This window comes from Nocardia sp. NPDC060255 (assembly GCF_042727395.1).
GTDB lineage: Bacteria > Actinomycetota > Actinomycetes > Mycobacteriales > Mycobacteriaceae > Nocardia.
The window spans coordinates 52,351-78,437 of the sequence record NZ_JBHXAU010000025.1 but is presented as its reverse complement, the minus strand read 5'-3'; the positions used below and the strand labels follow the sequence as shown (position 1 = coordinate 78,437).

Below are 26,087 nucleotides of genomic sequence, written 5' to 3'. Positions count from 1 at the left end.
GGGTGCTGTCAGTGCTCGCACCAGAGGCCGACCGGCGCACACCGGTCGTGGTGCTCGCCGGATTCGCCGGGCCGGCCGCGGCGGGTGCCGACCACGCGGCGACCGCGTTGTGCAATGACGCGCCCGGCACCGTCGTCGTCCATCACGACCTGGGTCAGCTGCGCGAGGGCATTGTGCACCGCACGGTGCGCAGCGCGAGCTACGAGACGTCGGACGTGCTCGAACTCGCGCACGGCTGCGTCTCCTGCACGCTGCGGATCGATCTGCTCCCACTGCTGCGCACGCTCGCCGCGCGGGATTCGGTCGAGCGCATCGTGCTCGCGCTGGATCCCGCGTTCGAGGCCGAGGCGGTCTGCCACGCCATCGAACACGTTGTGGTGGAAGGCATTCTGGGCCGTGTCGACGGACCTGCCGGACGCGACGTCCGCATCGACGCCGTGCTGACGTTCCTTGATTCCACTGCGTGGCTGGCCGACGCCACCGGCGAGGAGACCCTGGCCGAGCGCGGCCTCGCCAAGGCCGACGACGAGCGAACAGTGGCGCAGGTTGCCGTCGGTCAGGTCGAATTCGCTGATGCGGTAATCGCTTTGGGTCCGGTCGCGCCGGGTGGCGACGTCGATCGCGGCAGGCTGGGCGCGGTGCTGGCCCGCCTCGTCCCCGATGCGCCGGTGGACTGGGTGGACGACCCACACTTGCTCACCGCGGCGCGGATCGAAGGACTGCTGGCGCGCATTCCGGCCCGGTCCCGCCGCGGCAGAGTGTTCGACGCGCACGCGCCACTGCTGCGCGGGCAGCCACCGCTGTCCAGCGATTACGGTGTCGCCCTACTGGAATTCGCCGCGAGCAGGCCGTTCCATCCGGCTCGCCTGCACGAGGCGCTCGACGTGCTCTTCGACGGCGTGGTGACCGCGCGCGGCCGGATGTGGCTGGCCACCCAACCCGACGAGGTGACCTGGCTGGAGTCGGCGGGCGGCGGCCTCCGGGTGGGCAGTGCGGGCCGCTGGCTCGCCGCGATGTCGGAAACCGAACTGGCCCAGGCGGATCCGGACCGGCGGGCAATGGCCGCGCTGCGCTGGGACGACCAGTTCGGCGACCGGGACATCTCGCTGGTGATCCTGGTGCACGACGCCGACCCCAACGAGATCCGCGAGGCACTGCACTGGGCGCTGGTGGAGGACGACGAACTCCGCCTGGTCGAACGCGCACCCGAGCGAGTTGCCCAGTGGGAGGACCCTTTTGGCGCCTGGCACGCCGACCCGTGCGACACCGCCGAAACCACGTTACCGATCGAAGACGTGAAAAGCCCGAGAGGAGAAGCGAAATGAAGACAGGGATCCATCCGGACTACCACCCGGTGGTGTTCGAGGACGCGGGCACCGGCAAGCGGTTCCTGACCCGATCGACCGCGACGAGCACCCGCACCGTGCAGTGGACGGACGGCAACACCTACCCGCTGCTGACCGTCGACGTGACCTCGGACTCGCATCCGTTCTGGACCGGCGCACACCGCGTGCTGGACAGTCAGGGCCGGGTGGAGAAGTTCGAGCGCAAGTACGGCAAGCGAACTCGTCGCGGGGAGGGCTGAGATGGCGGTTCCGAAACGGAAGATGTCGCGGTCGAATACCCGCAGCAGGCGTGCGCAGTGGAAGGCGACCCCGCCGGATCTCGTGCCGGTGACCGTCGCCGGCGTGGTGCACAAGGTGCCGCGCCGACTGGTCGCGGCGGTCAAGCGGGGACTGATAGACCTCGATCGGCTCTGACTGGTCGAACGAGACAGCGGGCCTGCGGAATACTCCGCGGGCCCGCTGTAGTCGATCTCGGCTCGCTCAGCCTTCCTTGGCTGCGAGGTCCGCGAGGGTCGCGGCGAGCCGGAAGTACTTGTTGTTGGCCAGATCGGCGATCGTCTTGATCTTGAGCGCGTCCAGCAACTGCTTGTCGTGCGCTTCGGTGAGACCGGCGAGGGCCGAGGGCGGAGCGGAGAGGATTTCGTTCAGCGACTTGTTCTCGTACGCCTTGTCGAGAGCCTTGTCGAGCACCACGTTGACGGCCATGCGAACTCCTTCGAACGAACCTGGGTGTGCGGCGCTCAGCGAACGCCATGTGCCAGCCGACGATAACTCGCACGCTGCTGTCGTGGGTGGCGAACGCGCAGGGTCGGTGGTCGAACGGCCTAATCGGGACGTCGCGCTGGGTTGGTGACCAACTTTCCCGCCCAACTGGAACGCGTGGCAATCGAGCAGCTACTGACCTGGTCGGGGCGACGTTGCAACCTCGTGCACGATGTGATTGCGCCCCGATAACTACCGGGCGAAATACCTACTGTTAGTTGGTTTTTGGCGGTCGGAAAAGTCTCCGCGAAGTGATGCGAACGTGTCCTCGTGTCAGTATTCTCGTTCGCGAGGGCGGGTTCTCCCGGTTTCCGAGAGAACCCGCTCATCGCCAATATCCCGCCTGCGGCACCTCTGCACCGCGCTTGCGAAACCATCCACCGCACCAGCCGACCTCATCGCGGCGACCGTGAATCCACCGCACCATCACTGGATGTGTGCTGCGTACCCGCGCCCTGTCCCGGCAAACCGGGCAAGTCGGGCAATAGTGCCTCGAGTCGCGCCAACTGCTCACCGACCAGCGCCGCAGGCCCCTCGATCAACGACAACGGCCACGGCCAATGCCGCCCGGACAACCGCTGCACCTGCTCGACCAGCTCGGCCGTGGTCGCCTCCAATTCGCTGATCTCGGTGCGCAACTCACCGACCTCGCCCTCCAACTCGGCGATCCGGGCCAACGCGGCCGCGACACCGTCCACCAGCGTGCGACCCGGCCCGCCCGCGTCGCCCAGCTGCGCCCAACCGGCCAGCCCCGGCCCGCGCAACTGGATCTGGATATCGCGCAGCACTGCCTCTTGCTCCGGCGTCACGTCGGCGTCCTCCTGTGCAAAGAAATCCCACTGACCGAAATCGGTCGTCTCGGCCTCGTTCACATCGCAGACCACACCACCGACGAGTTGCTGACGCAACGTCTGATGGATACTGCGCCGCGGCTCCACCCGGCCACCGGACCAGGCATCGGTCTGCCACGCCCAGCTCGCGCTGCCCGCGTCCAACGCCCGGCTCACCGACCAATACCCGCCGTAGACACCGACATTCGCGCGACCGAGCACCGTCGCCGCACCGTCGAGGTAGGCATTGATCCGCTGCTGATCCTGCGGCGTCACATCGAAATCGGCGGAAAAGTAGATCGGCCGATCCGGTCGGCCGCCGCAGCGCAGCACCTGCGCGAGGCCCGCGCGCGCGTCCACCACACCGGCACCGTAGCCGTCCAGCATGCGGGTCGCGGTGGTTTCCCAGTTCGCCGCGATCGACACACCGTTCGCGCGAAGATCATCGGCCTCGGCCGGGGTCAGCAACTTGCCTGGCAAGGTGACACCGCCATCGGACAGATACCGGACTACGAAGTCGAAACCCGCCGCGCGGATTGCCGCGCCGCCCGGACGTGCCGCGGCGTAGTCCAGACCGAAACGCATGTCACTCACTGTAAATCGGGCCGTCGGGGATTTCGGCGGCATCGCCGAACGATGCCGCGCGATTCAGCTCAGAACGCGGAATTCGGCGCGGGCGCCCGGGTCGGGATCGAGGTGCGCCGGTCCGGCGCGATCAGGATCGCGCTGATCGGGATGGCCAGCGACAGCATGCCGAGCACGAACGCGGGCACGAAGAACCCGAACAGGTCCTCACCCGGTGGCGTCGAATTCGCCTTGGCGAGGTCGATCTGCACGCCCAGCAGATCGGTGTAATGCATGCCCGCGATCCCGGCCGCGAACACCAGCGCCGCGCCTGCCAGCACCGCCAGCGGCCGCCTCGGCTGGGTGAACCACAGGGTCGCCAGCGAGAGCACGATCGCGATCGCCACCGCGCCGGTGAGCAGCAGCGGCCGCACCGTGATCGAACCCTGAATGTGCATGGCGTCCAACGCCAGATAGTGCATCAGTCCGAAGCCGCCGCCCATCACCGCACCGGCGCCGATCAGCCGGGGAATGTTCAGCGTCTTTCCCATGATCAGCAGCGCCGCCCACACCGCGAGCACCGGAACCACCGCCGCCGCAGTGACACTCCAGACGTCATAGCGAACCAGGCTGCCCGGCACCGTGACACCGAGCATCGAGACGAACACCGGCAGCCACACCCCGATCCCGCCGATCGAGATCGCCGCCGACGCCTGCCACACCACCCGGAACTTGGACGTCACCGATTTCGTCGACTGCCGAATGCAACTGAAACCGACGAGCGCGCCGACCAGCGACACCGCGGCCGACAACCCGATGATCCAATAACCCATGCTGAAGTAAGTCAAAGAACAGCCTGTTCTCGTTCCTGCGCGGCGAGCCGTTGGATGGCGTACTCGGTCACCGCCGCCAGCGACTGGCGCACCTCGTTCGCGTTGCGCGCGTCGATGTCCACGATCGGCACACTCTCGCGCACCGCGAGCGCCTCGCGCAGTTCGGCGATCGGGAAGCGGGGCGCGTTGGGGAAGCGGTTGACCGCCACCAGGAACGGCAGCTGCCGCGCCTCGAAGAAGTCGACCGCCGCGAAGCTGTCCTCCAGCCTGCGCGTGTCGATGAGCACCACGGCGCCGATCGCGCCGCGGATCAGGTCGTCCCACATGAACCAGAAGCGCCGCTGGCCGGGCGTGCCGAACAGATACAGCGCCAGGTTGCCCGGCAGGATGATCCGGCCGAAATCCATGGCGACCGTGGTGGTTTCCTTCTCCGGCGTTTCGGCGAGATCGTCGATGCCGTCGGAGAACCGGGTGACCATGGCCTCGGTCCGCAGGGGAACGATCTCCGACACCGCGCCGACAAATGTTGTCTTACCTACCCCGAAACCACCGGCTACCACGATCTTCGTGGACGCGGTCCGATTGTCCCCGTCGGCCTGGCCGGGGTTGGTGTCGGGCCCGATTCTCTTATAGGGCACGGAGTCCACGCAAAGTCCTCTCCATCAAAGAACGGCGCTCGTCGAAACTCGCCTCGTCAGTCAGTGTCGAATGCAGGCGCACAATGCCGTCGACCACGAGGTCACCGATCATCACCCGGATCATGCCGAGCGGACGATCCAGGTTTGCGGCGATCTCGGCAACGGAAAGCTTGTGTGTACCGAGCCGAAGGATATCCGTGCGGACGTCACCGGTTGGCCAGTCGAGATGCGCAGTGTAGGACAGGGTCTCGATGACCGCTTCCAGCGGCAGGTCGACCGCGGGCTCGGTGCGCCCTGCGGTCAGGGCATACGGTCGCACGCGCGTGGTCGGTCGAGGTCCAGGTCCGTAGGGATTGGACATCTCCTGCTCAAACCGCGGTACGCGCGGTGGCCGTGACCACCGTGCCGACCCGGTCGACCAACAGCGCCATCTCGTAGCCGATCCGGCCGATGTCGTGCGACTTGTTGGCGAGCACGGCCAGGTGCGAGCCGTTGCCCACGCTCATCACCAGCAGGTAGCCGCGCTGCATCTCGACGATGGACTGCATCACCTTGCCGCCGTCGAACAGCGACGCCGCGCCCATCGACAGACTCGCCAGGCCTGCGGTGACGGCCGCCAGCTGCTCGGCCCGGTCGGATGGCAGGTGCGGGCTGGTCGCCTGCAGCAGGCCGTCGGCCGACACCAGCACCGCGTGGGACACGCCGGGCACGTCCCGGGTGAATCTGGCGACCAGCCAGTTCAGGTTCTCGTCCGTGGTGCTGTTCGGGTTGGTCATGCAAGCCCTCCGTCGTCGTACTGCGCGTTGGCCCGCCCACTGCGGACGCCGCTGAGATGCCTGGTCAGGTTGTTCCGAATCTCCTCGGGATCACGGGCTCCCGATTCGTCCGCCTGGGCCAGACCGCCGGGGACGAGTTGCGCGCCCGGCGTTCGGATAGGAAGTCCACCGGTGGTGCGGCCGGTCGGTGTCGGGTGCGTCGCCTCTTCGGCGGCGGTCCAGCCCACGTCGGCGGGCGAGGTCCAGGTGCTCTCGGCGGCCTGCGAGGTCGCGGGTTCGACCAGCCATTCCGACACCATGCGCTGATAGATCGGGGTCGGCGAGGCGCCCGCCACCGGCTGCAACCGCGACGAGGTCACCATCGCGGGTTCGGGTGCGCGCGGCGGCGCGGGTTCGGGTTCGGCCGACGGTCGCCGGATGGGCAGGCCGGACCGCGAGGTGGTACGGGCAGGCTCGCGCGGGCTGCTCGGGTGCGGCGCCTCGCGCGGCACCCGCTGCTGCGGGATCGTCGGCTCGGGTACCGGCCCGTTGGCCTCGGGCTCGCTCCAGAAATCGGTGGGCCGCTCCGGCTCCGGTTCGGCCGGTCGGGTCGGCCCGCTGTTCGAAACTCCGACGGTCGGCGGGCCGAAGGGGGACCGATCGTCGGTCGGGGTGTTGATCGACCACGGCTCGGTCGGCGGCTGCGATTCGGCGTCGGTGTCCGGGGTGTTGGTCCGGCCGGGCACCGAGACGGCGGGCTGGCCGGGCGGCTCGGCGACCCGGATGGCGGGCCTGCGTTGCGGCAGACCGGTGCTGGACACGTCGAACCGCGGCGTGCTCTGCTGCGGCAGGTTCGGCACCGGCATCAGCGCGCGCGGCTGGACGGGCAGTTCGTAGTCGCCGGTCAGCTCCAGCGGCTTGCCGGTCGGGTCGGTGGCATCCAGCGGCGGCGCGACCAGCGCGCCGGGCAGGTGCACGCTCGCGGTGACGCCGGGCTGCTGCGCCGTGGTGGAGGTGCGCCGCAGGTTGGCGGTGATGGTGTGCCGTTTCGCGAGCCTGCCGACGACGAAAAGGCCCATCCGGCGCGCGGTTTCGACGGTGACCTCGCCACCGGAACTGAGCCGGTCGTTGATCGCGCGCAGATCCTCGGTCGACATGCCGAGGCCGCGGTCGATGATCTCGATCAGGTAGCCGCCGTCGACGGCGCGGGCCACCGACAGTGTCACCGGCGTGGTCGGCGGCGAGTAGCGCAGCGCGTTGTCGATCAGTTCGGCGAGCAGATGCTCGATGTCGATGGCGGGCTCGCCGGCCACGATGCCGTCCGGGACGGCGCCGATCTCGACCCGCTGATAGTCCTCGACCTGCGAGACCGCGCTCCAGAGCATGTCGGAGAGCTGCACCGGATGCAGCTGACCACGGCGTAATGCGGTGCCCGCCAGCACAAGCAGGTTGTCGCCGTTGCGGCGCATCCGGGTGGCCAGGTGGTCGAGGCGGAACAGGCTCTGCAGCCGTTCGGTGTTGTCCTCGTCGTGCTCCAGGTCTTCGATCAGCGCCAGCTGTTGCTCGACCAGCGACTGGCTGCGCCGCGACAGCGTCTCGAACATGCTGCCGATCTGCACCCGCAGTCGCGCCTGCTCGGCGGCCAGGTGCAGCGAGGCCTGGTGGATATCGTCGACCGCGCGGGCCAGCTGGCCGATCTCCTCGGTGGTGCGGATGTCGACCGGCGTGATCTTCGGCGTCGCGCCGCCGGTGCGCACCACCTCGATCTCGTTCGGCAGATCGACGTGTGCCACCTGCAGCGCGTCGTGGCGCAGGCGGCGAATCGGCACGACCAGCGAGCGGGCGACGCCGAGGGCAAGGGCCAGACCGGCGAGCAGCGTGGTGACCACGATCGCGACATCGCGCAGCACCGCGCTGCGCAGCTCGATGGTCCGGTCGGCCAGCTTGGAGTCGATCGTGTCGAGCAGCGTCGTGGTCGCCTGGCGATAGGCGTCGGAGCTGGTGCGCAGCGAATCGGTGATCACGCCGTTGCTGCCGAGGCTGTTCGGGCTCTGGCTCAGCGCGCCGATCCGGGACTGCACCTGATCGATCAGGACCTGCGCGTTGGTGGCGGACGACGGACTCATCTGCGGATAGGAATAGGTGAGCATCATTTCCGCGCCGAGCGTGGTCAGCATGCTGGCCTGCGCGGCCGGGTTGTTGCCGCCGCTGGCCGTCGCCGACATGATCTGCTCCTGGGTGAGCAGGCGCGAGGCGTTGGCGATCAGGCCGAGCTGCAGGAAGTAGCGCTGGATGACGATCTCTTCGATCGACGAGGACACCGAGATCGCGGTGATGATGCGGGTGCCGACCTCGTCGACCTGGCCGCCGATGGTCGCGGGCGACGAGGTGCGCAGTCCGTTGCGCATGGTGCGGGCCACCGCGATGGCCGCGGGCAGTTCCTTGGTGATGGCGTCGTCGGTCTTCTTGGTGCGCAGCGCGGTTTCCAGATCGATGGCCGACTGATCGAACTTGGCCGCGATCGAATCGATCGGATCCTCCGGCCGCGCGTTGACCGCCGCGACCGCGAGTTGCTCGGTGGCCTCGTTGAATTCGAGCATCGGGCGCAGGATGCGGGCCTGCTCGGTAGCCGCGTCGAGCTTCGAGATCACCCCGAGCTCATCCTTGATGCGCAGGCCAGCGAAGGCCGAGGCGAGCAGCACCGGCAGCAACAGCACGATGCCGACCTTGCGGGTGACCGACATGTTGGACAGGCTGAGTTGCCAGGAACGCGGTGCAGCTTCCATTCCGCTTCCGTCGCCTCCACTTCGCGCATGGTCCCCGAATGAAGGCTGTCTAGGAGCAGTCTGGAGCAACCCGCCGAGAACCAACTCAAGGTCTTCTTTTTACCGCAGGGAACATACCGTGCTGACTGGCGGTCGGCAATTCGAGGCACCTGGTCTGCTCATAGCCGAATATGGCTACGCGGAACAGGTTTCGCGCTGTATGAGTTTGCGAGTCTACATAGCTCCTGGACGATTGATCTATTCAGCGGGCGAGCGCCGATAGCTGTTCGGCTGCTGGCGTCCGGCGTGCCGCCCGGACTCGGACGCGGCGTGTCGAGCGTCCCCTCTCAGTCGGCTCTCAGTCGATACGGTCAAACTGGTCGCATGCGCATTCTGGTAGTCGACGACGATCGCGCCGTCCGCGAGTCTCTGCGCCGGTCACTGACCTTCAACGGCTACTCCGTCGACCTCGCGGTGGACGGTGTCGACGCGCTCGACAAGGCGACGAGTCAGCGGCCGGACGCGTTGGTCTTGGACGTGATGATGCCGCGGATGGACGGACTCGAGGTCTGCCGTCGACTGCGCAGCACCGGTGACGATCTTCCGATTTTGGTTTTGACGGCACGGGATTCGGTGTCCGAGCGGGTTGCCGGACTCGATGCCGGCGCCGACGATTATTTGCCGAAACCCTTCGCGTTGGAAGAATTGCTCGCGCGTTTGCGTGCGCTACTTCGCCGCACGACCGCCGATCCCGGCGAGGTTTCCGAGGCAATGACGTTCGCCGATTTGTCGCTGGATCCGGTGACCCGCGAGGTTTCTCGCGGCGACCGCGGGATCAGCCTCACCCGCACCGAGTTCTCGTTGCTGGAAATGCTGATGGCGAATCCGCGCCGGGTACTCACCCGCAGCCGGATCCTGGAGGAGGTCTGGGGTTACGACTTCCCGACCTCCGGCAACGCGCTCGAGGTCTACATCGGATATTTGCGCCGTAAGACCGAGGCGGAGGGGGAGTCGCGGCTCATCCACACGGTCCGCGGTGTCGGCTATGTGTTGCGGGAGACGCCCCCGTAGGGGAAAGCCATGCCACGAAAAGATCCCAAGCGAGCCGTCATAGCCGGGCTCGAACAGCAGCAGCGTCCGTCGGACTCGGCCGAGATGCGGCCGCCGATCCCGCTCACCCGTTCCGTCTCGCTGCGCTGGCGCGTGACGCTGCTCGCCGCGTCTGTCGTGGCCATCGCCGTTGCCTTCACGTCGATCGCGGCCTACGCGTTGGTGGCGCGCGCGTTGTACGCCAACGTGGATACCGAACTGCGCAACCGGGCGACCGCGGTGACCGCGGTCGACCCGTACGGGTTCAATCTGCAGAACCTGGTGCTGGCGACCGCGTTCTACCCCGACACCGGCATCGTCCTGCTCTATCCGGGCATCGGCCCCTATACCGTGCCGCAGGCGACCATTCCGCCGGTCGGGCCGCCCGAGGAGGCGGTGTTCAAAGGCCAGGCGAACTCGTCGCTGCGCACGGTCGCCAATCAACGGGTACTGGCGGTGCGCACGGATGAGGGCGCGACGCTGGTGATTTCGCAGCGACTGGAGCCGACCAGGAACGTGCTCGATCGACTCGCGTGGTTGCTGTTCGTCGTCGGCGGCTGCGGTGTCGTGCTCGCCGCCGCGGCGGGCACCGCGGTCGGCCGCACCGGATTGCGCCCGATCGGACGGCTGACGGCGGCGACCGAGCGGATCGCGCGCACCGACGACCTGACGCCCATCCCGGTGACGGGCGACGACGAACTCGCCCGGCTCACCGAGAGTTTCAACACCATGCTGCGCGCGTTGACCGAATCACGGGACCGGCAGCGCAGGCTGGTCGCCGACGCCGGGCACGAGCTGCGCACCCCACTCACGTCACTGCGGACGAACACCGAACTGCTGATGGCGTCGAGTCGCCCTGGCGCCCCGCGCATTCCGGACGAGGACATGGCCGAGTTGCGCTCGGACGTGATGGGTCAGATCGAGGAGCTGTCCAACCTGGTCGGCGACCTGGTCGACCTGGCCCGCGAGGACGCGCCCGAAACCGTCTACGAGCGAGTCGATCTCGGCGAGGTCGCCGAGCGGGCGCTGGAACGGGCCCGGCGCCGTCGCGGCACGGTCGAGTTCGTCTCGGCGATCCGGCCGTGGTTCGTCTACGGCCACGAGGCGGGATTGGAACGGGCGATTCTCAATGTGCTCGACAACGCCGCGAAGTGGAGTCCGGCCGGGGCCAAGGTCTACGTCGAGATGCGCGAGACAGGCCGGGGCTTGCTCGAGCTGACCGTCGACGATGCCGGGCCCGGTATCCCGCCCGCCGAGCGTGAGCTGGTCTTCGAGCGCTTCTACCGGACCACCGCCTCGCGTTCGATGCCCGGCTCCGGCCTCGGGTTGGCGATCGTCAAGCAGGTCGTCACCAAGCACGGCGGCACGATCACGATCGAGGCGTCCGGGCGAGGTGGCGCGCGCATCCGCATCGTCCTGCCGGGCGAGGCAGGCCAGCCTGCGGAGGCCTGAATCGCAGGTGACGTGCGTCGCATGCCGCTATGCGAGATGGAGAGCGCACGACAGACTGGATGCGTACTCTATGCCTGAAGCGGGTGGGTCGGGGTGTGGGAGTGAGCCTCGGCGAGACCACGAGTAAGTGGGTCAAGGTCTCGGGCAATTGAAAGCACGGTCTCAGTCCGCTCTCAGTAGTCGTCGTCAAGCTTGGCGGCAGACGCTGAGGAGAAACGAGGAGTCCATGACCGAGGATTCGAAGGACCGGCGGGACGAGCCGGAAACGGCGAACGCCGCACCGGATCAGCCCAACCCGACCGATCAGATCCCGGCCGCACCGACGGGGCCCGTTGGCGCGCCATACGGGGGCGGCTACCCGCCACAGGGGCCCGGTTTCGGGCCGTACGAGGCGCCGCGTCCGCCGTATGCGGCACCGCAACCGCCGTACGAGGCACAGCAGCCGATGGGGCAGTATCCACCGCCGCACCAGCACACCCAGCCGTTCCCCGGCCCGGATTACGTCAACCCACCCTTCGAGCAGCCGCAGCCTTTCGATCAGCAAGGCGCGCCGCTCGGGGTGCAGCAGGCGACCGCCCGGCGCCCGGTCCGCACCGGACTTGTGGTCGGCGCGGTCGCGCTGGCATTGGTCAGCGGCGGCGTCGGCGGCGCGGTCGGCGCGCTGGCCACCCACTCGGACAACGGCCGCTCGACCATCACCAACGCGCTCGACCAGCCCAAGCCCAACGTCAACAACGTCTCCAACGCACCGGCGGGCTCGACCCAGGCGGTCGCGCAGAAGGTGCTGCCCAGCGTGGTGATGATCAAGGTCGCCAGCAGCCGCGCCGAGGGCGAGGGCTCCGGGGTGGTGCTGTCGTCCGACGGCCTCATCCTGACCAACAATCATGTCGCCGCGGGCGGTGGGCCCGGCGCCAAGATGGACGTGCTGTTCTCCGACGGCAGCTCCGCGCCCGCGACCATCGTCGGCGCCGACCCGGTCTCCGATCTCGCCGTCATCAAGGTCACCGGCAAGACCGGCCTGACCCCGATCGACCTCGGCACCTCGCAGAGCCTGCAGGTCGGCCAGCCGGTCGTCGCGATCGGCTCACCGCTCGGCCTGGCCGGGACCGTGACCACCGGCATCGTCTCCGCGCTGAACCGTCCGGTATCGACCCAGGGGGAGGGCCAGCAGAGTGCCGCGGGCGTGAACCCGGTGATCGACGCCATCCAGACCGACGCCGCGATCAACCCGGGTAATTCCGGCGGTGCGCTGGTCGACGGCACCGGCAAGCTCATCGGCATCAACACCGCGATCGCCAGCCTCGGCGCGGGCGAGCCGGGCGCCGGACAGCAGAGCGGTTCGATCGGCCTCGGCTTCGCCATTCCGGTCGACCAGGCCCGCCGGGTGGCCGACGAACTGATCAAGACCGGGCACGCCACCTACGCACAGATCGGCGTCAAGATCCAGGCGCAGGCGCAGGATTCGATCAACGGCGCCAGGGTGATGGACTCGACCGCCGACGGTCCCGCCGCGAAGGCCGGGATCCCGTCGGGCGTCATCATCACCAAGCTCGACGACCGCAGCATCCCCACCGGCGACGCGCTCGTCGCCGCGGTCCGCTCGCACCAACCAGGAGACAAGGTGAAAGTCACCTACACCGATGATCAAGGCAACAACCCCAAGACCGTCGAGGTGACCCTCACCGGTGCGCCTGCGGACGGTGGCAGGTGATGCGCGTGCTCCAGGGCGGCTGGACGCCGCTGCTCGACACGGCCGCAGAGGTTCTCGGCGCAGACGCTACGGTTAGCGGCATGGAAATCGATGCTCCGGTGGCGGGGCGTGCTCTGGTGGTGGTCGTCGATGATCGAACGGCGCATGGAGGTATTGACTCGCTCGGCCCGCTGGTCACCGAGCTGCTCACCGAGGCAGGCTTCCTGGTGGACGCCTCCGTCTCGGTGCAGGCCGACGAGGTCGAGATCCGCAACGCGTTGAACACCGCGGTCATCGGCGGTGTCGACCTGGTCATCTCGGTCGGCGGCACCGGCATGTCGCCGCGTGACGTGACTCCGGAGGCCACCTCCCAGGTGCTCGACCGCGAGTTGACCGGCATCAGCGAGGCGCTGCGTTCGTCGGGCCGGGTGGCCGGTTCGCTGGACGCGGGCCTGTCCCGCGGCGTCGCGGGCATCTCCGGCAGCACGCTGGTGGTCAACCTGCCCGGCACCCGGGCCGCGGTCCGGGACGGCATGGCCACCCTCGGCCCGTTGGCCAGCAAGGTGATCGGCGAGCTTTCCGGATTGGTCGAGTAATTACGGTTTCCAGTTCTTCCGACGACATCCCTCGTCCGGCCGCTCGCCGGGCGAGGGATGCGGCGCGTCTCGCCGAAATTTTCGGCGACACCCTCCCAGACACTACGAGCGATGAACGCGGAGACGACTCCCGAGGCGAGTCCTCCGCCGATGATTGGCTGCGCGCGCAGAAGCCGCCGCACCACGGTTGATTGCCCGAATCTACGTACCAGCTACGTATTGATAAGTTTGGCTAACCGTAATTTACTTGTGATTATTTCACATCTGGGTTATTCGGCCGAGATATGTACGGCCCTGTCCCGTAATCAGCGCTTGGTTCTTTAGCGTCTCGGTCGGCACCGGCCGGTCGGTCCGGCTGTCTCCGTCAGCCATTTATGCACGTCAAGCGTTATTCGGATGTTATCAACTGTGATCTACATCACATTGATCTTTACGAAAGCTTACGTTGCAGCGCCGTTACCTAGCGTTTAATGTTCGCCACGAGCCAACCCACAACTGGACCCCGCAGGCCCGGGTCGGCACATGTGGTCACCCGGCGGAACCTGGCTCGGTTCCGTTGCCAGCTACCCGTTGCGCCGAACTTACAGCCGGTTACACATCGGCAACAAAGGAACGACACACTGAGCTGGGCCTGAGAGGACCATTGTCCACCTCGAAGGTCGAGGTTGACTGTTTGAACCTGATGAGGGGAAGTATGAGCGAGAACCGCACCAACGGTCTGCGCCGCGGTGTCCGCGTCGCGGGCGTCGGCGCTGCCGCTGCCGTGGCCATGGGACTGCTTTCGACCGGTGCTGCCAACGCGGACACCTTCGTGCCGTTGCCGGACGGTCAGAAGGTCGGACCGGGCGTGACCATCAGCCGTAACGGTGAGCGCGCGCTGATTTCGCCGTCGCTGTCCGCGAATGGCGCAGGCCGCGTTGTCTGGGTTTCGGGCAATGCCATCGCCGATATCACCGCCACCCCGGAAGGCAAGGTGGGCCCGAACAACGGTGCCACCAACGCTCCTGGTACCAACAATTCGTCGACGCATGGGACGTCGCAGTTGAACACCGGCTACATCGTCGGTTGCCAGGTCAGTATCGCCGACAACGCGATTTCGGCGGGTGTGTCCGGTGGTGTCAATCTCAGTGGTGCCAACGCCGGCGGTTCCATCGGGCTCAACCTCGGCCCGGGTGAGGTCAAGTTCGTCGGTATCGACAGCAAGGACATCACCAAGCCGGGCGTCTACTCGGTCGAGTATCAGGACGCCGAGATCCAGATCCAGGGCTGTGCCGGGTACGCCCAGGCCAGGTCGTACACCGTTGTCGAGATCATCGGCGACAACTACTCCAAGACCACCCTCTATGGTGCGCCGTTCAGCATCGGCTGACGTCTGTCGAATCCACGAACAATCTTCTCGCTGAAGCGAACTCAATCCCTCGAGGGGTAGTACACATGATCAACCGTAAGAACTTGGCACGGATGGCCGGTGTCGGCGCCGCTGCCACCATGGCCTTGGGCCTGTTCTCCACCGGCGCCGCGAACGCCGATACCTTCGTCCCGCTGCCGGGTGGTGAGATCACCAAGACGCTGTCCGACGGCACCGTGGTGACCATCAAGCTGGTCGGCGAATCCGCCAACATCAACCCGTCCATGGGCGCCACCCCGGTGCACCGCAACGCGTGGGTCTCCGGCAGCGCGCAGGTCGAGCTGTCCGGCGCGGCCGGCGGCGCGATCTTCCCGGGCTACACCGTCGGCTGCCAGGTCAACATCGCGGGTGGCGGCGCCACCGGCGGTGTCGACGGCGGCGTCGACTGGAGTGACGGCCAGAACGTCAAGCCGAGCGTCGGCGCCACCACCGGCGGCAACCTGTCGCTCGGCCCGGGTCAGTCGAAGTCGTTCTACGTGCTCGACCTCGAGCAGGCCGACGACTTCGGCAACGAGGCGCACAAGAAGCGCAACAAGTTCAAGGGCACCAGCGGCTCGGTCACCTGGGCCGACGAGACCATCGGCCTGACCGGTTGCGCCGGTTACGCTCAGGCGCGGGCATTCGTCAGCGTCGAGGTCGAGACCGACAACGTCATCACCTGGGTGACGCTGTGGGGAGCCCCGTTCAGCCTCGGCTGATCCGACGCGAGTAACCACTCGCAAGACCACGAAACGAGCCCGTCGCGCCCTATGCGACGGGCTCGTTTCGTCTGCAAATGTCTTGTACCCCAACTTTTTTCGCGAGCTTAGCGGATATTCGAAGTAACATACGCGAAATCTGTGAGAAGTCTGGCAGAAAGCAATAACATAAGCCCCACCCGAGATCGTCCTATGACGGGATGGTCGGTAATTCGCCTGATGGACAGAACATTCCATCTCGCTATGCCGGCCTGAAAGGGGTAACTCGGCCTCGACAACCCGGGGTCGACCGCTAGAACCTGATGAGGGGAAGTATGAGCAAGATCCGCACCAGGGGTCTGCATCGAGGCGTCCGCATTGCGGGCGCCGGCGCTGCGGCTGCCGTGGCCATGGGCCTGCTTTCGACCGGCGCCGCAAACGCCGATACCTTTGTGCCGTTGCCGGACGGCCAGAAGATCGGACCCGGCGTCACCATCTCGCGCAACAGCGAGCACGCCTTGATTTCGCCGTCGCTGGCGGCCAACGGCGCAGGCCGCGTCGTCTGGGTTTCGGGCAACGCCATCGCCGATATCACCGCCACGCCGGAAGGCAAGGCAGGCCCTAACAACGGTGCCACCAACGCTCCTGGTACCAACAACTCGTCGACGCACGGGACGTCGCAGTTGAACACCGGCTACATCGTCGGTTGCCAGGTCAGCATCGCCGACAACGCGATTTCGGCGGGTGTGTCCGGTGGCATCAATCTCAGTGGTGCCAACGCGGGCGGCTCGATCGGGCTCAACCTCGGCCCGGGTGAGGTCAAGTTCGTCGGTATCGACAGCAAGGACATCACCAAGCCGGGCGTTTACTCGGTCGAGTATCAGGACGCCGAGATCCAGATCCAGGGCTGTGCCGGGTACGCCCAGGCCAGGTCGTACACCGTTGTCGAGATCATCGGCGACAACTACTCCAAGACCACCCTCTATGGTGCGCCGTTCAGCATCGGCTGACCGCGCCGGATCTGTCATCTCTGTTCTCGCTGAAGCGAATTCGATCCCTTAGGACATACATACAATGATCAACCGTAAGAAACTCGCACGGGCGGCCGGGCTCGTTGCCGCCGCCACGATGGCGGTCGGGCTCTTCTCCACCGGTGCGGCCAACGCCGATACCTTCATTCCGCTGCCGGGCGGTGAACTCGTCAAGACGCTGTCCGACGGCACCGTGGTGACGGTCCGGCTGACCAACGAATCGGCCAACATCAGCCCGTCCATGGGGTCGACGCCGGTGCATCGCAACGCGTGGGTCTCCGGGTCCGCGTCGGTCGACATCAAGGGCGCGAAGGGGGGCGCGATCATCCCGGGTTACATCGTCGGCTGCCAGGTCAACATCGAGGGTGGTGGCGTGAGCGGCGGCGTGAACGGCGGCACCGACTGGGCAGGCAAGAGCCCGAAGGCCGAGGCCACCTCCGGTGCCAAACTCTCGCTCGGCCCCGGCGAGGCGACCTCGTTCTCCATCATCGACCGGGAAAAGGCCGACGACTACGGCAACGAGGTGCACAAGAAGAGCTGGGCCTTCAAGGGCGAGAGCGCCTCGACCACCTGGGCCGATGAGACCATCGGTCTTTCCGGCTGCGGCGGTTATGCGCAGGCTCGTTCGTACGTCAAGGTCGAGGTGGAGACCGACAACGTCATCACCTGGATGGTCTTGTGGGGCCAGCCCTTCAGCCTCGGCTGATGTCGAATAGCCACTAGCACAACAGGAACGGGCTCGTCGCTACCGCGACGGGCCCGTTTCTCGTTCTCGCGCAAGCATATTCAAGACTCGTGCTTACCGCCCGCGCTGCGCTGCCCCTCGGCGAGCAGGTCGCGGATCTGGATGAGCAGCTCGGTGTCGCTGAGCTCGACGGCTTCCTTGCTGAACCGCTTCTTCACGTGCAGAGCGGGCAGCACGAGTACGAGATACAACACCACGGCGATGATCACGAAATTGATCGCGGCGGTGATGATCGGACCGATCTGAACGAACGTCGCGGGTTTGTCGGCAACCAGCTGGAAACCGAGACCGAGCTCATTGTTGCCGCCGAAGACGGCCAGGATCGGGTTGACGATGCCATTGGTGAACGCGGTGACGATCGCGACGAAAGCAGTGCCGATGACCACCGCCACCGCAAGATCGACGACGTTTCCGCGGAATAGAAAGTCCTTGAAACCCTTGAGCATTGCCGATATCTCCTCTACGTGTGGAGCTGACAAGTCGTGCTCGGCGGTCGACGCCCGTGGTATCGCCGATGCTAGTTGACCTTGATGGCAAATGTGCGGACAACTCAATGGAATACGACGGTGAGCGCCGTATGTAGCGACGCGGCCGCGACAATGGTGGCGTGTTCGGCGTCCATCGCGACCAGCACCACCCGTTCTTTCCCGGCGCGGCCGTCGCCGGGACCGGACACCAGCACCACCGCCGCATCGGTGGCCAGCGTGCGGGCGGGTCGCGCGCCCTGTTCTTCGCCGCCGACCACGTCGACGCGGTCACCCGCGCGCAGGATTTCGGCGACGGCGGTATCGGCAGGCCGGATCGGCACTATTCGCGCGTCGCGCGCGCCGGTCGCCACGGTGGCCAGGCGCGGTCCGACGACTCGGATATCGGTGAACATCTCGCCGCCGCGCATCGCCCCGGTGAGCGTGGCACCGATCACATCCGATGGGTCGCGCACGACACCCTCGGGCAGTGCGGTGGATTCGCGGAGAGCCGAGCGAAGATCACCGGCGTCGAGCACATGACCCGGCGCGAGATCACGTCCGGCGAGCACGACCGATGTGCGTTGTGCACCGGGATCACCGCGCAGGAACAGGATCGTCGCGACGAATATCAGGCCTGCGGCGAGGAGTCGCCGGGCCAGCAGACTGTCCGCCCAGGGTGGTCGATGCCATCCCTCGAAGCGGCTGCCGCGACCGAGATCGGCGAATGATCGAGTCATGGCCGGATCCTATGACCGCGGCCACACCCGCCACGCCGGGAAAACGGCTACCTGTGGATAACGAAGGGGCTGGGGATAACTCGACGAATCAGCTGGCCACGGCCGTGCTGGCCGACGTGCTGCTGCCGTTGGACGAGCCCGAATCCGAGCTGCTGGAAGTCGACGAGCTCGACTCCTTCGCGCCGTTGTCGGACTTCGCCGGCTCGCTCGCGGTGGACGCGCCGCCGCGGCTGTCGGTGCGGTAGAACCCGCTGCCCTTGAACACGATGCCGACCGAATTGAACAGCTTGCGCAGCTTCCCGGAGCACTCCGGGCACACCGTCAACGCATCGTCGGAAAAGGACTGAACGATGTCGAAGCGGTTGTCACACTGGGTGCACGCATACGAGTAAGTTGGCACAGCATCCTCCGCAAGTTTTCGTCATCTGGCACTCTACAGCCGACAGTGCCAACGTTGCCAATCTACCTTTCATTCCACGGCGTGATCTTCGCCAAGCCGTTGCAGGCCGCGCTGCGGAGTGAGCGCCCACCCCATTCTCCGGTCGTGCGGCTCCTCGGGCAGTCGGTTAACGAGTTCTTCATCACCGACCACCGCGACCAGCCGCGCGTCCGGCCGGGCCGCCGACAGCGTCCGGTCGTAATACCCCGCCCCGCGCCCGAGCCGCACCCCGCGCCGGTCCACCGCGAGCGCCGGTACCAAGATCAGCTCCGCCCAGCCGACCGCCGCGGTGGGCAGCGTCTCGCCGATCGGTTCGAGCAGGCCGAACCTGGCTCGCCGCAAGCTGTCCCGGCCCGTGTACTCAGCCCAATTCAGCGGTCCCGGCGGCCCGGTGACCGGCACGAGCACCCTGGCGCCCGCCGCCCGCAACGCGTCCAGCACCTGGGTCGATCCCGGCTCACCGCGCACCGGTACATAGGCACAGACCCACTCCCGCACCGCCAGCCGGCCGACGGCCGCAATCAGCCCGAGGGTGTTCGCCGCATGCTGCTCGGCGGACATCGCCGCCCGTCGAGCAAGAATTTCGGTGCGCCATGCATGTTTATCGCGCTCACCGGGCATCTCCATGGCGATCACCTTAGGCTGACCGGAATACCGGTCGGCTCGACGTCGAGTCAGGGGCTGTGACGATGGATAGGGTATGCGCATGACAGCAAAGGCCGGACAACCCGGCGATGCACCGCTGGTCTCGTGCTTTCGCACGGCCGTGGTGCCCGCCGCCGGGCTCGGAACGCGGTTCCTGCCCGCCACCAAGACAGTGCCGAAGGAACTGCTTCCGGTGGTCGATACCCCCGGCATCGAACTGGTCGCCGCCGAGGCCGCCGAGTCCGGCGCCCAGCGGCTGGTGATCGTCACCTCACCGGGCAAGGACGGCGTCGTCGCGCACTTCGTCGAAGACCTCGTGCTCGAGGGCACCCTGGCCGAGCGCGGCAAGTTCAAGCTGCTCGAGAAGGTCCGCAAGGCGCCTGGCTTGCTCGACGTGACCTCGGTCGTGCAGGAGCAACCGCTCGGTCTCGGCCACGCGGTCGCGCAGGCCGAGGCGGTCCTCGACGACGACGAGGACGCCATCGCGGTGCTGCTGCCGGACGATCTGGTGCTGCCCTCGGGCGTGTTGGACGTGATGTGCCGGGTCCGGCGCAAGCGCGGCGGCACCGTGCTGTGCGCCATCGACGTGCCCAAGGACGAGGTCAGCGCCTACGGCGTGTTCGATGTGGCGACCGTGCCGGACGCGGTGAATCCGAATGTGCTGCGGGTCAAGGGCATGGTGGAAAAGCCTGCGCTCGCCGACGCGCCGTCCACCTTCGCCGCCGCCGGTCGATACCTGTTGGACCGCGCCATTTTCGACGCGCTGCGCCGCATCGAGCCGGGCGCGGGCGGCGAATTGCAACTCACCGACGCCGTCGCGCTGCTCATTGCCGAGGGTCATCCAGTTCATGTGGTGGTGCACCGTGGGTCGCGCCACGATTTGGGCAACCCGGGCGGCTATCTTCGTGCTGCGGTCGATTTCGCTTTGGAACGCGACGAATACGGCCCTGCCCTACGGGAGTGGTTGGAGCATCGGCTCGGGCCCGACTGGGATCCGCAGCTGACGACCTACGACTGAGGCGTCGGGTTTCGCCGATAGTGGACCGTCGGGTACGAATGATGGTTCACCATCACGCGCGCCGAAATGGTTGTGCCGAAGCAGAATCGCGCGGTGGAATCACTGGTGTGCGGAGAGATCAGGAAGGGCTGGATGCGCTCGGTTGAGGATCAGCAGATCAAGGTGACCGCCGCGGCGGTCGCGCCTCGGCCGGTCCGGGTCGCGATTTCCGAGGCGCAGGGCCTGCTGTGTGCCGAGGACGTCGTCACCGAACGACCGCTGCCCGGATTCGACCAGGCGGCGATCGACGGCTACGCGGTGCGCAGCGTCGATGTCGCCGCCGCGGGCACCGACATTCGCAACGAGGACGACGAGCTGGTCGATCTCACGCTGCCCGTGGTCGGTGAGGTGATCGCCGGATCACGGCAGCCGATCCGGCTGCAGCCGCGCCAGACCGTGCGCGTCGACACCGGTGCGCCGCTGCCGACGCTCGCGGATGCCGTGCTGCCCTTGGACTTCACCGACGGCGGCCGCGCGAAGATCAAGATCTACGAGCCCGTCCGGTCCGGCGACTACGTGCGGCGCATCGGCGACGACGTGCAGCCCGGCGACGTCGCGGTGCGCGCGGGCACCATCATCGGCGCGGCTCAGGTGGGACTACTAGCGGCGGTCGGGCAGGACAAGGTGCTGGTGCATCCGCGGCCGCGGCTTTCGGTGATCTCGGTCGGCGGCGAGCTGATCGATATCGATCGCACACCGGGGCCAGGCCAGGTCTACGACGTGAACTCGTATGCCCTGGCCGCGGCGGCCAGGGACGCGGGCGCGGACGTGAATCGGGTCGGCATCGTGAGTGCGGACCCGCGGCGGCTGCGCGACGTGGTCGAGGGGCAACTGGTGCGCTCCGAGGTCGTCGTCATCGCGGGTGCGGTCGGCGGCTGGGCCTCGGATCAGGTGCGCGAGGCGCTCGAAGGGCTCGGCGAGCTCGAAATCGCCCGCGTCGCCATGCATCCCGGCTCCGTGCAGGGCTTCGGGCGGCTCGGGCGCGACGAGGTGCCTACGTTTCTGCTGCCGTCCAACCCGGTCGGCGCGCTGGTCGTTTTCGAGGTGATGGTGCGTCCGCTGATCCGAATCGCCTTGGGGCGCAGGCACCCCATGCGGCGCATCATCATGGCGCGGACCATCACGCCGATCAGCTCGATGGCGGGCCGCAAGGGGTACCTCCGCGCGCAACTCATGCGCGACGAGGCCACCGGCGACTATCTCGTGCAACCACTCGGCGGTGGCGCGGGCGCCTCCTCGCATCTGCTCGCCACCTTGGCCGAGGCCAACAGCTTGATCGTGATAGATCCCGACGACACCGAGATTCGCACCGGTGACGAGGTCCGGGTCGCTTTCCTCGCACAGCGCGGCTGAGGCGTGGCGGCGATGAACGTGTTCCGGGTCACCCAACATCCCGGCTGGCCTGCGCGGCTCGGTCCGATCCGGGTCGCCGCGGGGGAGGTGACGCTGCGCCCGGTGCGCCTGCGCGACGCCGCCGCGTGGAGCCGAATCCGGTTGCAGGACAGGGCGCATCTGGAGCCGTGGGAGCCCACCGGCCGCGGTGCGTGGGAGGCGCGCAACCACGCGTCCAACTGGCCTGCGCTGTGGTCGAGTTTGAAGGCCGAGGCCCGGCGCGGCGCGATGATCCCGTTGGTGATCGAGGTGGACGGCGCCTTCAGCGGGCAGCTGACCGTCGGCAATATCGTGCGCGGCGCACTGCGTTCGGGCTGGATCGGCTATTGGGTCGCCAAGGATCTCAGCGGCCAGGGTGTCGCGACCGCGGCGCTCGCACTCGGTCTCGACCACTGCTTCGGGCCGATCGGCCTGCACCGGGTCGAGGCGACCGTGCGGCCGGAAAATCTTGCCAGCCAAGCGGTATTGCGCAATGTCGGCTTCCGCGAGGAGGGACTGCTGCGCCGCTACCTCGATGTAGACGGTGCGTGGCGTGATCACCTGCTGGTCGGCATCACCGTCGAGGAGCTCATGGGCACCGTCGTCGATCGCCTGGTTCGCGAAGGCAGGGCGATCTTGCCCCGATAATCGTGCAATACGGACACGCCCGGCGCATCCGACGCGCGGAGGAATTGGTGGCTTTGTGACTCATGTGGCGTATGTGCACGGCGCGCCTGCCGGATCTCGACGTGTCACGGAATTAACCTACGGACGTCGGAGGTGCGCCCTGCACCCTCGGCAGGGAGCCTGCGAGGCGACCGGCAGCCATGCCGCAGCGACGGACGGCAGCCGGGCGGACGCGGGGCGTGCTGCGCACCGCTCGCCGGCCGAACGGACCAAACCAGGCCGGGACGGAGGTGCTGACCGAGATGCCGAACTCGATTCTGTGGATCGGACTGGTCGTGCTCTGGGTCTTCGTCCTGTTCCCCATTCTCGCCGACCGGCACCCGAGGATCCGGCGCACCACCGACGCCGCCCTCGCCACCCGCGTGCTCGTGCGCGGAGATTCCAAGCGGCGCACCAAGAGTGGACCGGCCGCAGGCCACGAAACCGACCCCAATTGGCGGCCCCGCCGCACACAGAGAAAGCCTGCCCACAGCGATGATGCGGAGGACCGGATGACAACACCGGCCGACGAACCAGTCACCGAAGGTGACCTACCGGCGATCGCCGAATCCGCGGCATCCCGACCCGATCCCGACATCGCTGACGCCGAGCTGGACGACGCCGAACTCGACGAAGCGGCGGACGCTGCGGCCTCCGACACCGAAACGGTAACCGCGGACAGCGAATCCGACGACGAAGTCGCTGCGGAGCACGACGACGCCGTCAATGATGACGAAGTGGGCGAAGAGCGCACCGAACCCGCCACGGCCCGGATACCCCCCGCGCCCTCCACCGCCCCCGCGCGCGTCGAGCACGACGACGACTACTTCGACGACGAAGCCGACGAGCACACCGCCCGCCGCACCCGCGACGACTACGACCCCGACGACCTCGACTACGTCCCCAGCCGCCGTGGTCGCGGCGGCTACGACCCCGAGGCCGACGCCATCGCCCGCGCCGCCCGCTACACCTTCCGTCAGCGCGCCGTCCTCGGCCTCGTCCTGGCCGGCCTGCTGTGCGGTGGCCTCGCCGTCGCGATGTCACCCCACTTCTGGTGGGGCTGCGGCCTCGCCGCCGTCGTCCTCATCGGCTACCTCACCTACCTACGCAAGCAAGTGCGCATCGAGGAAGACATCCGCCGCCGCCGCGCCGCCCGCCTCAGCCGCGCCGAACAACTCGGCGAACACGGCCCCCGGCAGGCACAAGCCGCCCGCGCCGCCATGGACCGCGACACCGCCCGCGCCCTGCGCCGCCGCTCCGCCCTCCTCGAGGTAGACGACGAAGACCCCATGTTCGACCACCTCGCCCCCTTCGACCCCGCCACCGCCCGCGCCCTGCGCGACCGCACCGGCGGCGGCGACATGCGCCGCGCCGCCGGCGAGTAACCACACCACCGAAACTCCGAATCACCCCAGCTCAGACCCCCGATTCGGAGTCTCGCAACATCCTTTGCTAAAGTGACACAGCGCGGTTCCCCGGAGCCGCACGGGGCTATAGCGCAGTTGGTAGCGCGTCTCGTTCGCATCGAGAAGGTCAGGGGTTCGATTCCCCTTAGCTCCACCAAAGGTGGCATTGCACGAACCGTTCCTGTTGGGGCCGGTACCGCGGTAGCGGTACCGGCCCCAACGTCGTTTCCGGGTTGGGGGATGCGGAAGGTGGGGATCAGGCGGTCGGGTCCGGTGATGACGACCTGGGCGATGAGTTTTCGATGAGTGCCTTGGTTTGGGTGGGGGTGATGATGCCGGTGATGTGGTCGGCGATGCTGTGCAGAGTGGCGGGTTCGGGGGTAGTGGGTTCGCTGGTGAGTGTCGCGGTGAGCTGGTCGTGGCGGGTGGTGAGTTGTTGTGTCTTGGTGCGTAGTTCGTTGAGGCGTGCGGCGAGGAGTTCGGGGTCGAGGGTGCCGTTTTCGAAAGCGTTGAGGTAGCGGTCGATGGTCTGCTGGGCTTTGGCGAGGTCGGCGGTAACGGCGGCCAGTTCGGCGCGGGTGTCACTGCTGGTGTCGTGGTGGTGGCGTTTCTGGGGGGTGATGGCGTGGTCGATCAGGTCGTGGTGGGTGCGGTAGAACTCGCCTAGGGCTTCCAGTACGGCGGTGTCGACGGAGTCTGCGTCGAGGCGGGTGAAGTCGCATTTGTCGGTGTCGTAACGGGCGCGGTTGAAGCAGGTGTAGTAGCGGTAGGAACGGCTGCGGCCGGTTGCGCGGGTGCCGATCATGGCGCGTCCGCAGCGGGGGCAGCGCAGGCGACCGGTGAGGAGATAGTCCGAGGAGTTGGCGGCTCGGTGGGCGTGGGATTCCCCGCGGGTCTCCAGAACTGTTTGGGCGTGGTCGAAGGTGGTGGTGTCGATGAGCGGGGTGTGGGTGTCGGTGACGGTGGTGTCGCGGAAGGTCAACTCGCCGAGGTAGATCCGGCTGTTGAGGATGCGCAGCACGTGGTGGCCGGACCATTCGCGTCCGGTGCTGGCGCGGTGGCCTCGCTTGTTGAGTTCGGCGGCCACCGCGCGAGAGCCGAGGCGGCGATGGGTGTAGAGGTCGAAGATCGCCCGCACGACCACGGCTTCTGCCTCGTCCACCACCAGGGTCTGTGCGGTCTTGTCGACTTGGTAGCCGTAGGGGCGTTTGCCGCCCTTCCAAAGTCCTTTGGCGGCTTTGCGTTCCATTCCAGCGATGACACGATCGATGATGGTGTCGCGTTCGAATTGGGCGAACATGCGCAGCATCTGCACCAGCATCCGGCCCATCGGGGTGGAGGTGTCGAATGGTTCTGTGGCGGAACGGAAGACAACTCCGGCCCGGTCCAACTCGTCGAGCAGCGTGACCAGATCGCGCAGGCTATGCCCGCCGCCAGGCAAATTCGGCGAAGGGGGCGACAGCAGCAGCGCTGGGAGACACCGAGATGGGAAGCCAACTCAGGTGAGTCGTGGCAACTGAGATTGCGGCTGCAGCGAGGACAAATCGACCATCTTGTTGTCGAGATATATGACAGTCCCAACATCACATTCGATGTCAGCAAGCAAGCCGACGTGGTCACTGATCGCGCCGAACGGCACGAAACGATGAGCCCTGATAGTGCCGCGATTTTCTGGGTGCGCATCGCACCAGGTCATCAGCGAAGGTTACGTCTACGCGTGACGGCCAGGCCTCGGAGAAATGACGTGGCAGCCGGGGTTGCTCCCCGAACTCGAGATCGTCGCCCGACTGCAAGGAACCTCCGCACCGACCAACCACCGCCCGGGGACGCGCGCTCACCCAGAGTTCCGTCTTCGGTGTCTGCGCCTGGTGGGGAGCACCGGTTCCTGAGTGTCGTATTCGGGGATGTGTTGGATGAAAGCTGTTGATTGTAAACGGGATTCGTTTGAGTTTGGAGCCCTGCCTCCTAGGCCGGGATCGAACCTGCGACACCGGGCGCTACTTGTCGTTTGCCACCGCTCACCCGCGGCCAAAGACACAACTCGACATGTGATTTCGACCCCCGGGCTCTTGCCCCGGTTAGTTAGAATCCTGTATCGATCAACAGAGGTGGGGGGGC

Annotated in this window: 28 protein-coding genes and 1 tRNA gene; 16 read left to right on the top strand and 13 right to left on the bottom strand. The window is 67.1% G+C overall.

Features of this window, described 5'->3' with window-relative positions; genetic code table 11:
- The first annotated feature begins 2 nt into the window (after positions 1-2).
- The 3 genes from mrf to rpmF are packed head-to-tail and all read left to right on the top strand — an operon-like array spanning position 3 to position 1,760.
- Positions 3-1,325, top strand: coding sequence for a ribosome hibernation factor-recruiting GTPase MRF (gene mrf / locus ACFWF1_RS34565; protein WP_379281101.1), 1,323 nt, complete (start codon positions 3-5; stop codon positions 1,323-1,325).
- Positions 1,322-1,585, top strand: coding sequence for a type B 50S ribosomal protein L31 (locus tag ACFWF1_RS34560; RefSeq protein WP_379281100.1), 264 nt, complete (start codon positions 1,322-1,324; stop codon positions 1,583-1,585). The genes mrf and ACFWF1_RS34560 overlap by 4 nt, the downstream gene beginning before the upstream one ends.
- 1 nt (position 1,586) lies before the next feature.
- Entirely contained in the window at positions 1,587-1,760 is a 174-nt protein-coding gene (rpmF, locus tag ACFWF1_RS34555; RefSeq protein ID WP_150402032.1) for a 50S ribosomal protein L32, read from the top strand.
- A 66-nt stretch (positions 1,761-1,826) separates the two neighbouring features.
- Here rpmF and ACFWF1_RS34550 read toward each other — a convergent pair whose 3' ends face one another.
- The 7 genes from ACFWF1_RS34550 to ACFWF1_RS34520 form a co-directional block, all read right to left on the bottom strand.
- Positions 1,827-2,051 (bottom strand): hypothetical protein, encoded by a 225-nt coding sequence (locus tag ACFWF1_RS34550; RefSeq protein ID WP_364723029.1) that lies wholly within the window; start codon positions 2,049-2,051, stop codon positions 1,827-1,829.
- A 452-nt stretch (positions 2,052-2,503) separates the two neighbouring features.
- A complete protein-coding gene (locus ACFWF1_RS34545; RefSeq protein ID WP_379281099.1) occupies positions 2,504-3,523 on the bottom strand; it encodes a glycoside hydrolase domain-containing protein in 1,020 nt (339 codons plus the stop codon).
- A gap of 68 nt (positions 3,524-3,591) precedes the next feature.
- Positions 3,592-4,350, bottom strand: a complete 759-nt coding sequence (locus tag ACFWF1_RS34540; protein WP_379281098.1) for an MHYT domain-containing protein — start codon at positions 4,348-4,350, stop codon at positions 3,592-3,594.
- Positions 4,347-4,973, bottom strand: coding sequence for an ATP/GTP-binding protein (locus ACFWF1_RS34535; RefSeq protein ID WP_379281097.1), 627 nt, complete (start codon positions 4,971-4,973; stop codon positions 4,347-4,349). Before ACFWF1_RS34535 ends, ACFWF1_RS34540 begins: the two co-directional genes overlap by 4 nt.
- Entirely contained in the window at positions 4,963-5,334 is a 372-nt protein-coding gene (locus ACFWF1_RS34530) for a DUF742 domain-containing protein (protein ID WP_379281096.1), read from the bottom strand. The genes ACFWF1_RS34535 and ACFWF1_RS34530 overlap by 11 nt, the downstream gene beginning before the upstream one ends.
- Before the next feature lie 7 nt (positions 5,335-5,341).
- A complete protein-coding gene (locus tag ACFWF1_RS34525) occupies positions 5,342-5,749 on the bottom strand; it encodes a roadblock/LC7 domain-containing protein (protein WP_379281095.1) in 408 nt (135 codons plus the stop codon).
- A complete protein-coding gene (locus ACFWF1_RS34520) occupies positions 5,746-8,514 on the bottom strand; it encodes an ATP-binding protein (RefSeq protein ID WP_379281094.1) in 2,769 nt (922 codons plus the stop codon). The genes ACFWF1_RS34525 and ACFWF1_RS34520 overlap by 4 nt, the downstream gene beginning before the upstream one ends.
- 363 nt (positions 8,515-8,877) lie before the next feature.
- Between ACFWF1_RS34520 and ACFWF1_RS34515 the strand changes: the two genes are divergently transcribed.
- From ACFWF1_RS34515 to ACFWF1_RS34480, 8 genes are all read left to right on the top strand, one after another.
- Entirely contained in the window at positions 8,878-9,564 is a 687-nt protein-coding gene (locus tag ACFWF1_RS34515) for a response regulator transcription factor (protein ID WP_379281093.1), read from the top strand.
- A gap of 84 nt (positions 9,565-9,648) precedes the next feature.
- Positions 9,649-11,034, top strand: a complete 1,386-nt coding sequence (locus ACFWF1_RS34510) for an ATP-binding protein (protein ID WP_379281219.1) — start codon at positions 9,649-9,651, stop codon at positions 11,032-11,034.
- A gap of 226 nt (positions 11,035-11,260) precedes the next feature.
- Positions 11,261-12,745, top strand: coding sequence for a trypsin-like peptidase domain-containing protein (locus tag ACFWF1_RS34505; protein ID WP_379281092.1), 1,485 nt, complete (start codon positions 11,261-11,263; stop codon positions 12,743-12,745).
- Positions 12,746-12,825: 80 nt separating this feature from the next.
- Positions 12,826-13,320, top strand: a complete 495-nt coding sequence (locus ACFWF1_RS34500; protein WP_357381779.1) for a MogA/MoaB family molybdenum cofactor biosynthesis protein — start codon at positions 12,826-12,828, stop codon at positions 13,318-13,320.
- A gap of 694 nt (positions 13,321-14,014) precedes the next feature.
- Positions 14,015-14,689 (top strand): MspA family porin, encoded by a 675-nt coding sequence (locus ACFWF1_RS34495; RefSeq protein WP_379281091.1) that lies wholly within the window; start codon positions 14,015-14,017, stop codon positions 14,687-14,689.
- Between the two features lie 65 nt (positions 14,690-14,754).
- Complete coding sequence (locus ACFWF1_RS34490; RefSeq protein WP_379281090.1) at positions 14,755-15,426, top strand: MspA family porin; 672 nt, start codon at positions 14,755-14,757, stop codon at positions 15,424-15,426.
- 314 nt (positions 15,427-15,740) lie between these two features.
- On the top strand, positions 15,741-16,415 hold the full coding sequence (locus ACFWF1_RS34485; RefSeq protein WP_379281089.1) for an MspA family porin: 675 nt from the start codon (positions 15,741-15,743) through the stop codon (positions 16,413-16,415).
- 64 nt (positions 16,416-16,479) lie between these two features.
- Complete coding sequence (locus ACFWF1_RS34480) at positions 16,480-17,142, top strand: MspA family porin (protein WP_379281088.1); 663 nt, start codon at positions 16,480-16,482, stop codon at positions 17,140-17,142.
- An 80-nt stretch (positions 17,143-17,222) separates the two neighbouring features.
- Here the strand turns inward: ACFWF1_RS34480 and mscL are convergent, their stop codons facing one another.
- The 4 genes from mscL to ACFWF1_RS34460 form a co-directional block, all read right to left on the bottom strand.
- Positions 17,223-17,627 (bottom strand): large conductance mechanosensitive channel protein MscL, encoded by a 405-nt coding sequence (gene mscL / locus ACFWF1_RS34475; RefSeq protein ID WP_379281087.1) that lies wholly within the window; start codon positions 17,625-17,627, stop codon positions 17,223-17,225.
- Positions 17,628-17,731: 104 nt separating this feature from the next.
- The gene (locus tag ACFWF1_RS34470) at positions 17,732-18,385 is read right to left on the bottom strand and encodes an SAF domain-containing protein (RefSeq protein ID WP_379281086.1); all 654 of its coding nucleotides are present in this window, start codon (positions 18,383-18,385) and stop codon (positions 17,732-17,734) included.
- A gap of 88 nt (positions 18,386-18,473) precedes the next feature.
- Positions 18,474-18,785, bottom strand: coding sequence for an FmdB family zinc ribbon protein (locus ACFWF1_RS34465; protein WP_379281085.1), 312 nt, complete (start codon positions 18,783-18,785; stop codon positions 18,474-18,476).
- Positions 18,786-18,854: 69 nt separating this feature from the next.
- Positions 18,855-19,451 carry a 5-formyltetrahydrofolate cyclo-ligase gene (locus ACFWF1_RS34460; RefSeq protein ID WP_379281084.1) on the bottom strand — a complete coding sequence of 199 codons (597 nt, stop codon included), beginning with the start codon at positions 19,449-19,451 and terminating at the stop codon, positions 18,855-18,857.
- Between the two features lie 79 nt (positions 19,452-19,530).
- Between ACFWF1_RS34460 and ACFWF1_RS34455 the strand changes: the two genes are divergently transcribed.
- From ACFWF1_RS34455 to ACFWF1_RS34435, 5 genes are all read left to right on the top strand, one after another.
- A complete protein-coding gene (locus tag ACFWF1_RS34455) occupies positions 19,531-20,487 on the top strand; it encodes a UTP--glucose-1-phosphate uridylyltransferase (RefSeq protein WP_379281083.1) in 957 nt (318 codons plus the stop codon).
- Between the two features lie 132 nt (positions 20,488-20,619).
- Positions 20,620-21,879 carry a gephyrin-like molybdotransferase Glp gene (gene glp, locus ACFWF1_RS34450; RefSeq protein ID WP_357381761.1) on the top strand — a complete coding sequence of 420 codons (1,260 nt, stop codon included), beginning with the start codon at positions 20,620-20,622 and terminating at the stop codon, positions 21,877-21,879.
- Positions 21,880-21,891: 12 nt separating this feature from the next.
- Positions 21,892-22,545, top strand: coding sequence for a GNAT family N-acetyltransferase (locus ACFWF1_RS34445; RefSeq protein ID WP_379281082.1), 654 nt, complete (start codon positions 21,892-21,894; stop codon positions 22,543-22,545).
- A gap of 281 nt (positions 22,546-22,826) precedes the next feature.
- Positions 22,827-23,948: a gephyrin-like molybdotransferase receptor GlpR gene (gene glpR / locus ACFWF1_RS34440; protein ID WP_379281081.1), complete on the top strand. Its 1,122-nt coding sequence runs from the start codon at positions 22,827-22,829 to the stop codon at positions 23,946-23,948.
- Between the two features lie 102 nt (positions 23,949-24,050).
- Positions 24,051-24,126 (top strand) — tRNA-Ala (locus ACFWF1_RS34435).
- Positions 24,127-24,225: 99 nt separating this feature from the next.
- Here ACFWF1_RS34435 and ACFWF1_RS34430 read toward each other — a convergent pair.
- Together ACFWF1_RS34430 and ACFWF1_RS34425 are read right to left on the bottom strand one after the other, a co-directional pair.
- On the bottom strand, positions 24,226-25,410 hold the full coding sequence (locus ACFWF1_RS34430; RefSeq protein WP_379281080.1) for a recombinase family protein: 1,185 nt from the start codon (positions 25,408-25,410) through the stop codon (positions 24,226-24,228).
- A gap of 57 nt (positions 25,411-25,467) precedes the next feature.
- On the bottom strand, positions 25,468-25,665 hold the full coding sequence (locus ACFWF1_RS34425) for a hypothetical protein (protein WP_379281079.1): 198 nt from the start codon (positions 25,663-25,665) through the stop codon (positions 25,468-25,470).
- Positions 25,666-26,087: the final 422 nt, after the last annotated feature.

Bases quoted from the DNA above. Each gene is read 5' to 3' on its own strand.
- ACFWF1_RS34560 (WP_379281100.1), top strand. From the start codon at position 1,322: ATGAAGACAGGGATCCATCCGGACTACCACCCGGTGGTGTTCGAGGAC.
- rpmF (WP_150402032.1), top strand. From the start codon at position 1,587: ATGGCGGTTCCGAAACGGAAGATGTCGCGGTCGAATACCCGCAGCAGG.
- ACFWF1_RS34550 (WP_364723029.1), bottom strand. From the start codon at position 2,051: ATGGCCGTCAACGTGGTGCTCGACAAGGCTCTCGACAAGGCGTACGAG.
- ACFWF1_RS34545 (WP_379281099.1), bottom strand. From the start codon at position 3,523: ATGCGTTTCGGTCTGGACTACGCCGCGGCACGTCCGGGCGGCGCGGCA.
- ACFWF1_RS34530 (WP_379281096.1), bottom strand. From the start codon at position 5,334: ATGTCCAATCCCTACGGACCTGGACCTCGACCGACCACGCGCGTGCGA.
- ACFWF1_RS34525 (WP_379281095.1), bottom strand. From the start codon at position 5,749: ATGACCAACCCGAACAGCACCACGGACGAGAACCTGAACTGGCTGGTC.
- ACFWF1_RS34520 (WP_379281094.1), bottom strand. From the start codon at position 8,514: ATGGAAGCTGCACCGCGTTCCTGGCAACTCAGCCTGTCCAACATGTCG.
- ACFWF1_RS34515 (WP_379281093.1), top strand. From the start codon at position 8,878: ATGCGCATTCTGGTAGTCGACGACGATCGCGCCGTCCGCGAGTCTCTG.
- ACFWF1_RS34510 (WP_379281219.1), top strand. From the start codon at position 9,649: ATGCGGCCGCCGATCCCGCTCACCCGTTCCGTCTCGCTGCGCTGGCGC.
- ACFWF1_RS34505 (WP_379281092.1), top strand. From the start codon at position 11,261: ATGACCGAGGATTCGAAGGACCGGCGGGACGAGCCGGAAACGGCGAAC.
- ACFWF1_RS34500 (WP_357381779.1), top strand. From the start codon at position 12,826: ATGGAAATCGATGCTCCGGTGGCGGGGCGTGCTCTGGTGGTGGTCGTC.
- ACFWF1_RS34495 (WP_379281091.1), top strand. From the start codon at position 14,015: ATGAGCGAGAACCGCACCAACGGTCTGCGCCGCGGTGTCCGCGTCGCG.
- ACFWF1_RS34490 (WP_379281090.1), top strand. From the start codon at position 14,755: ATGATCAACCGTAAGAACTTGGCACGGATGGCCGGTGTCGGCGCCGCT.
- ACFWF1_RS34485 (WP_379281089.1), top strand. From the start codon at position 15,741: ATGAGCAAGATCCGCACCAGGGGTCTGCATCGAGGCGTCCGCATTGCG.
- ACFWF1_RS34480 (WP_379281088.1), top strand. From the start codon at position 16,480: ATGATCAACCGTAAGAAACTCGCACGGGCGGCCGGGCTCGTTGCCGCC.
- mscL (WP_379281087.1), bottom strand. From the start codon at position 17,627: ATGCTCAAGGGTTTCAAGGACTTTCTATTCCGCGGAAACGTCGTCGAT.
- ACFWF1_RS34470 (WP_379281086.1), bottom strand. From the start codon at position 18,385: ATGACTCGATCATTCGCCGATCTCGGTCGCGGCAGCCGCTTCGAGGGA.
- ACFWF1_RS34460 (WP_379281084.1), bottom strand. From the start codon at position 19,451: ATGGAGATGCCCGGTGAGCGCGATAAACATGCATGGCGCACCGAAATT.
- ACFWF1_RS34455 (WP_379281083.1), top strand. From the start codon at position 19,531: ATGACAGCAAAGGCCGGACAACCCGGCGATGCACCGCTGGTCTCGTGC.
- glp (WP_357381761.1), top strand. From the start codon at position 20,620: ATGCGCTCGGTTGAGGATCAGCAGATCAAGGTGACCGCCGCGGCGGTC.
- ACFWF1_RS34445 (WP_379281082.1), top strand. From the start codon at position 21,892: ATGAACGTGTTCCGGGTCACCCAACATCCCGGCTGGCCTGCGCGGCTC.
- glpR (WP_379281081.1), top strand. From the start codon at position 22,827: ATGCCGAACTCGATTCTGTGGATCGGACTGGTCGTGCTCTGGGTCTTC.
- ACFWF1_RS34425 (WP_379281079.1), bottom strand. From the start codon at position 25,665: ATGACCTGGTGCGATGCGCACCCAGAAAATCGCGGCACTATCAGGGCT.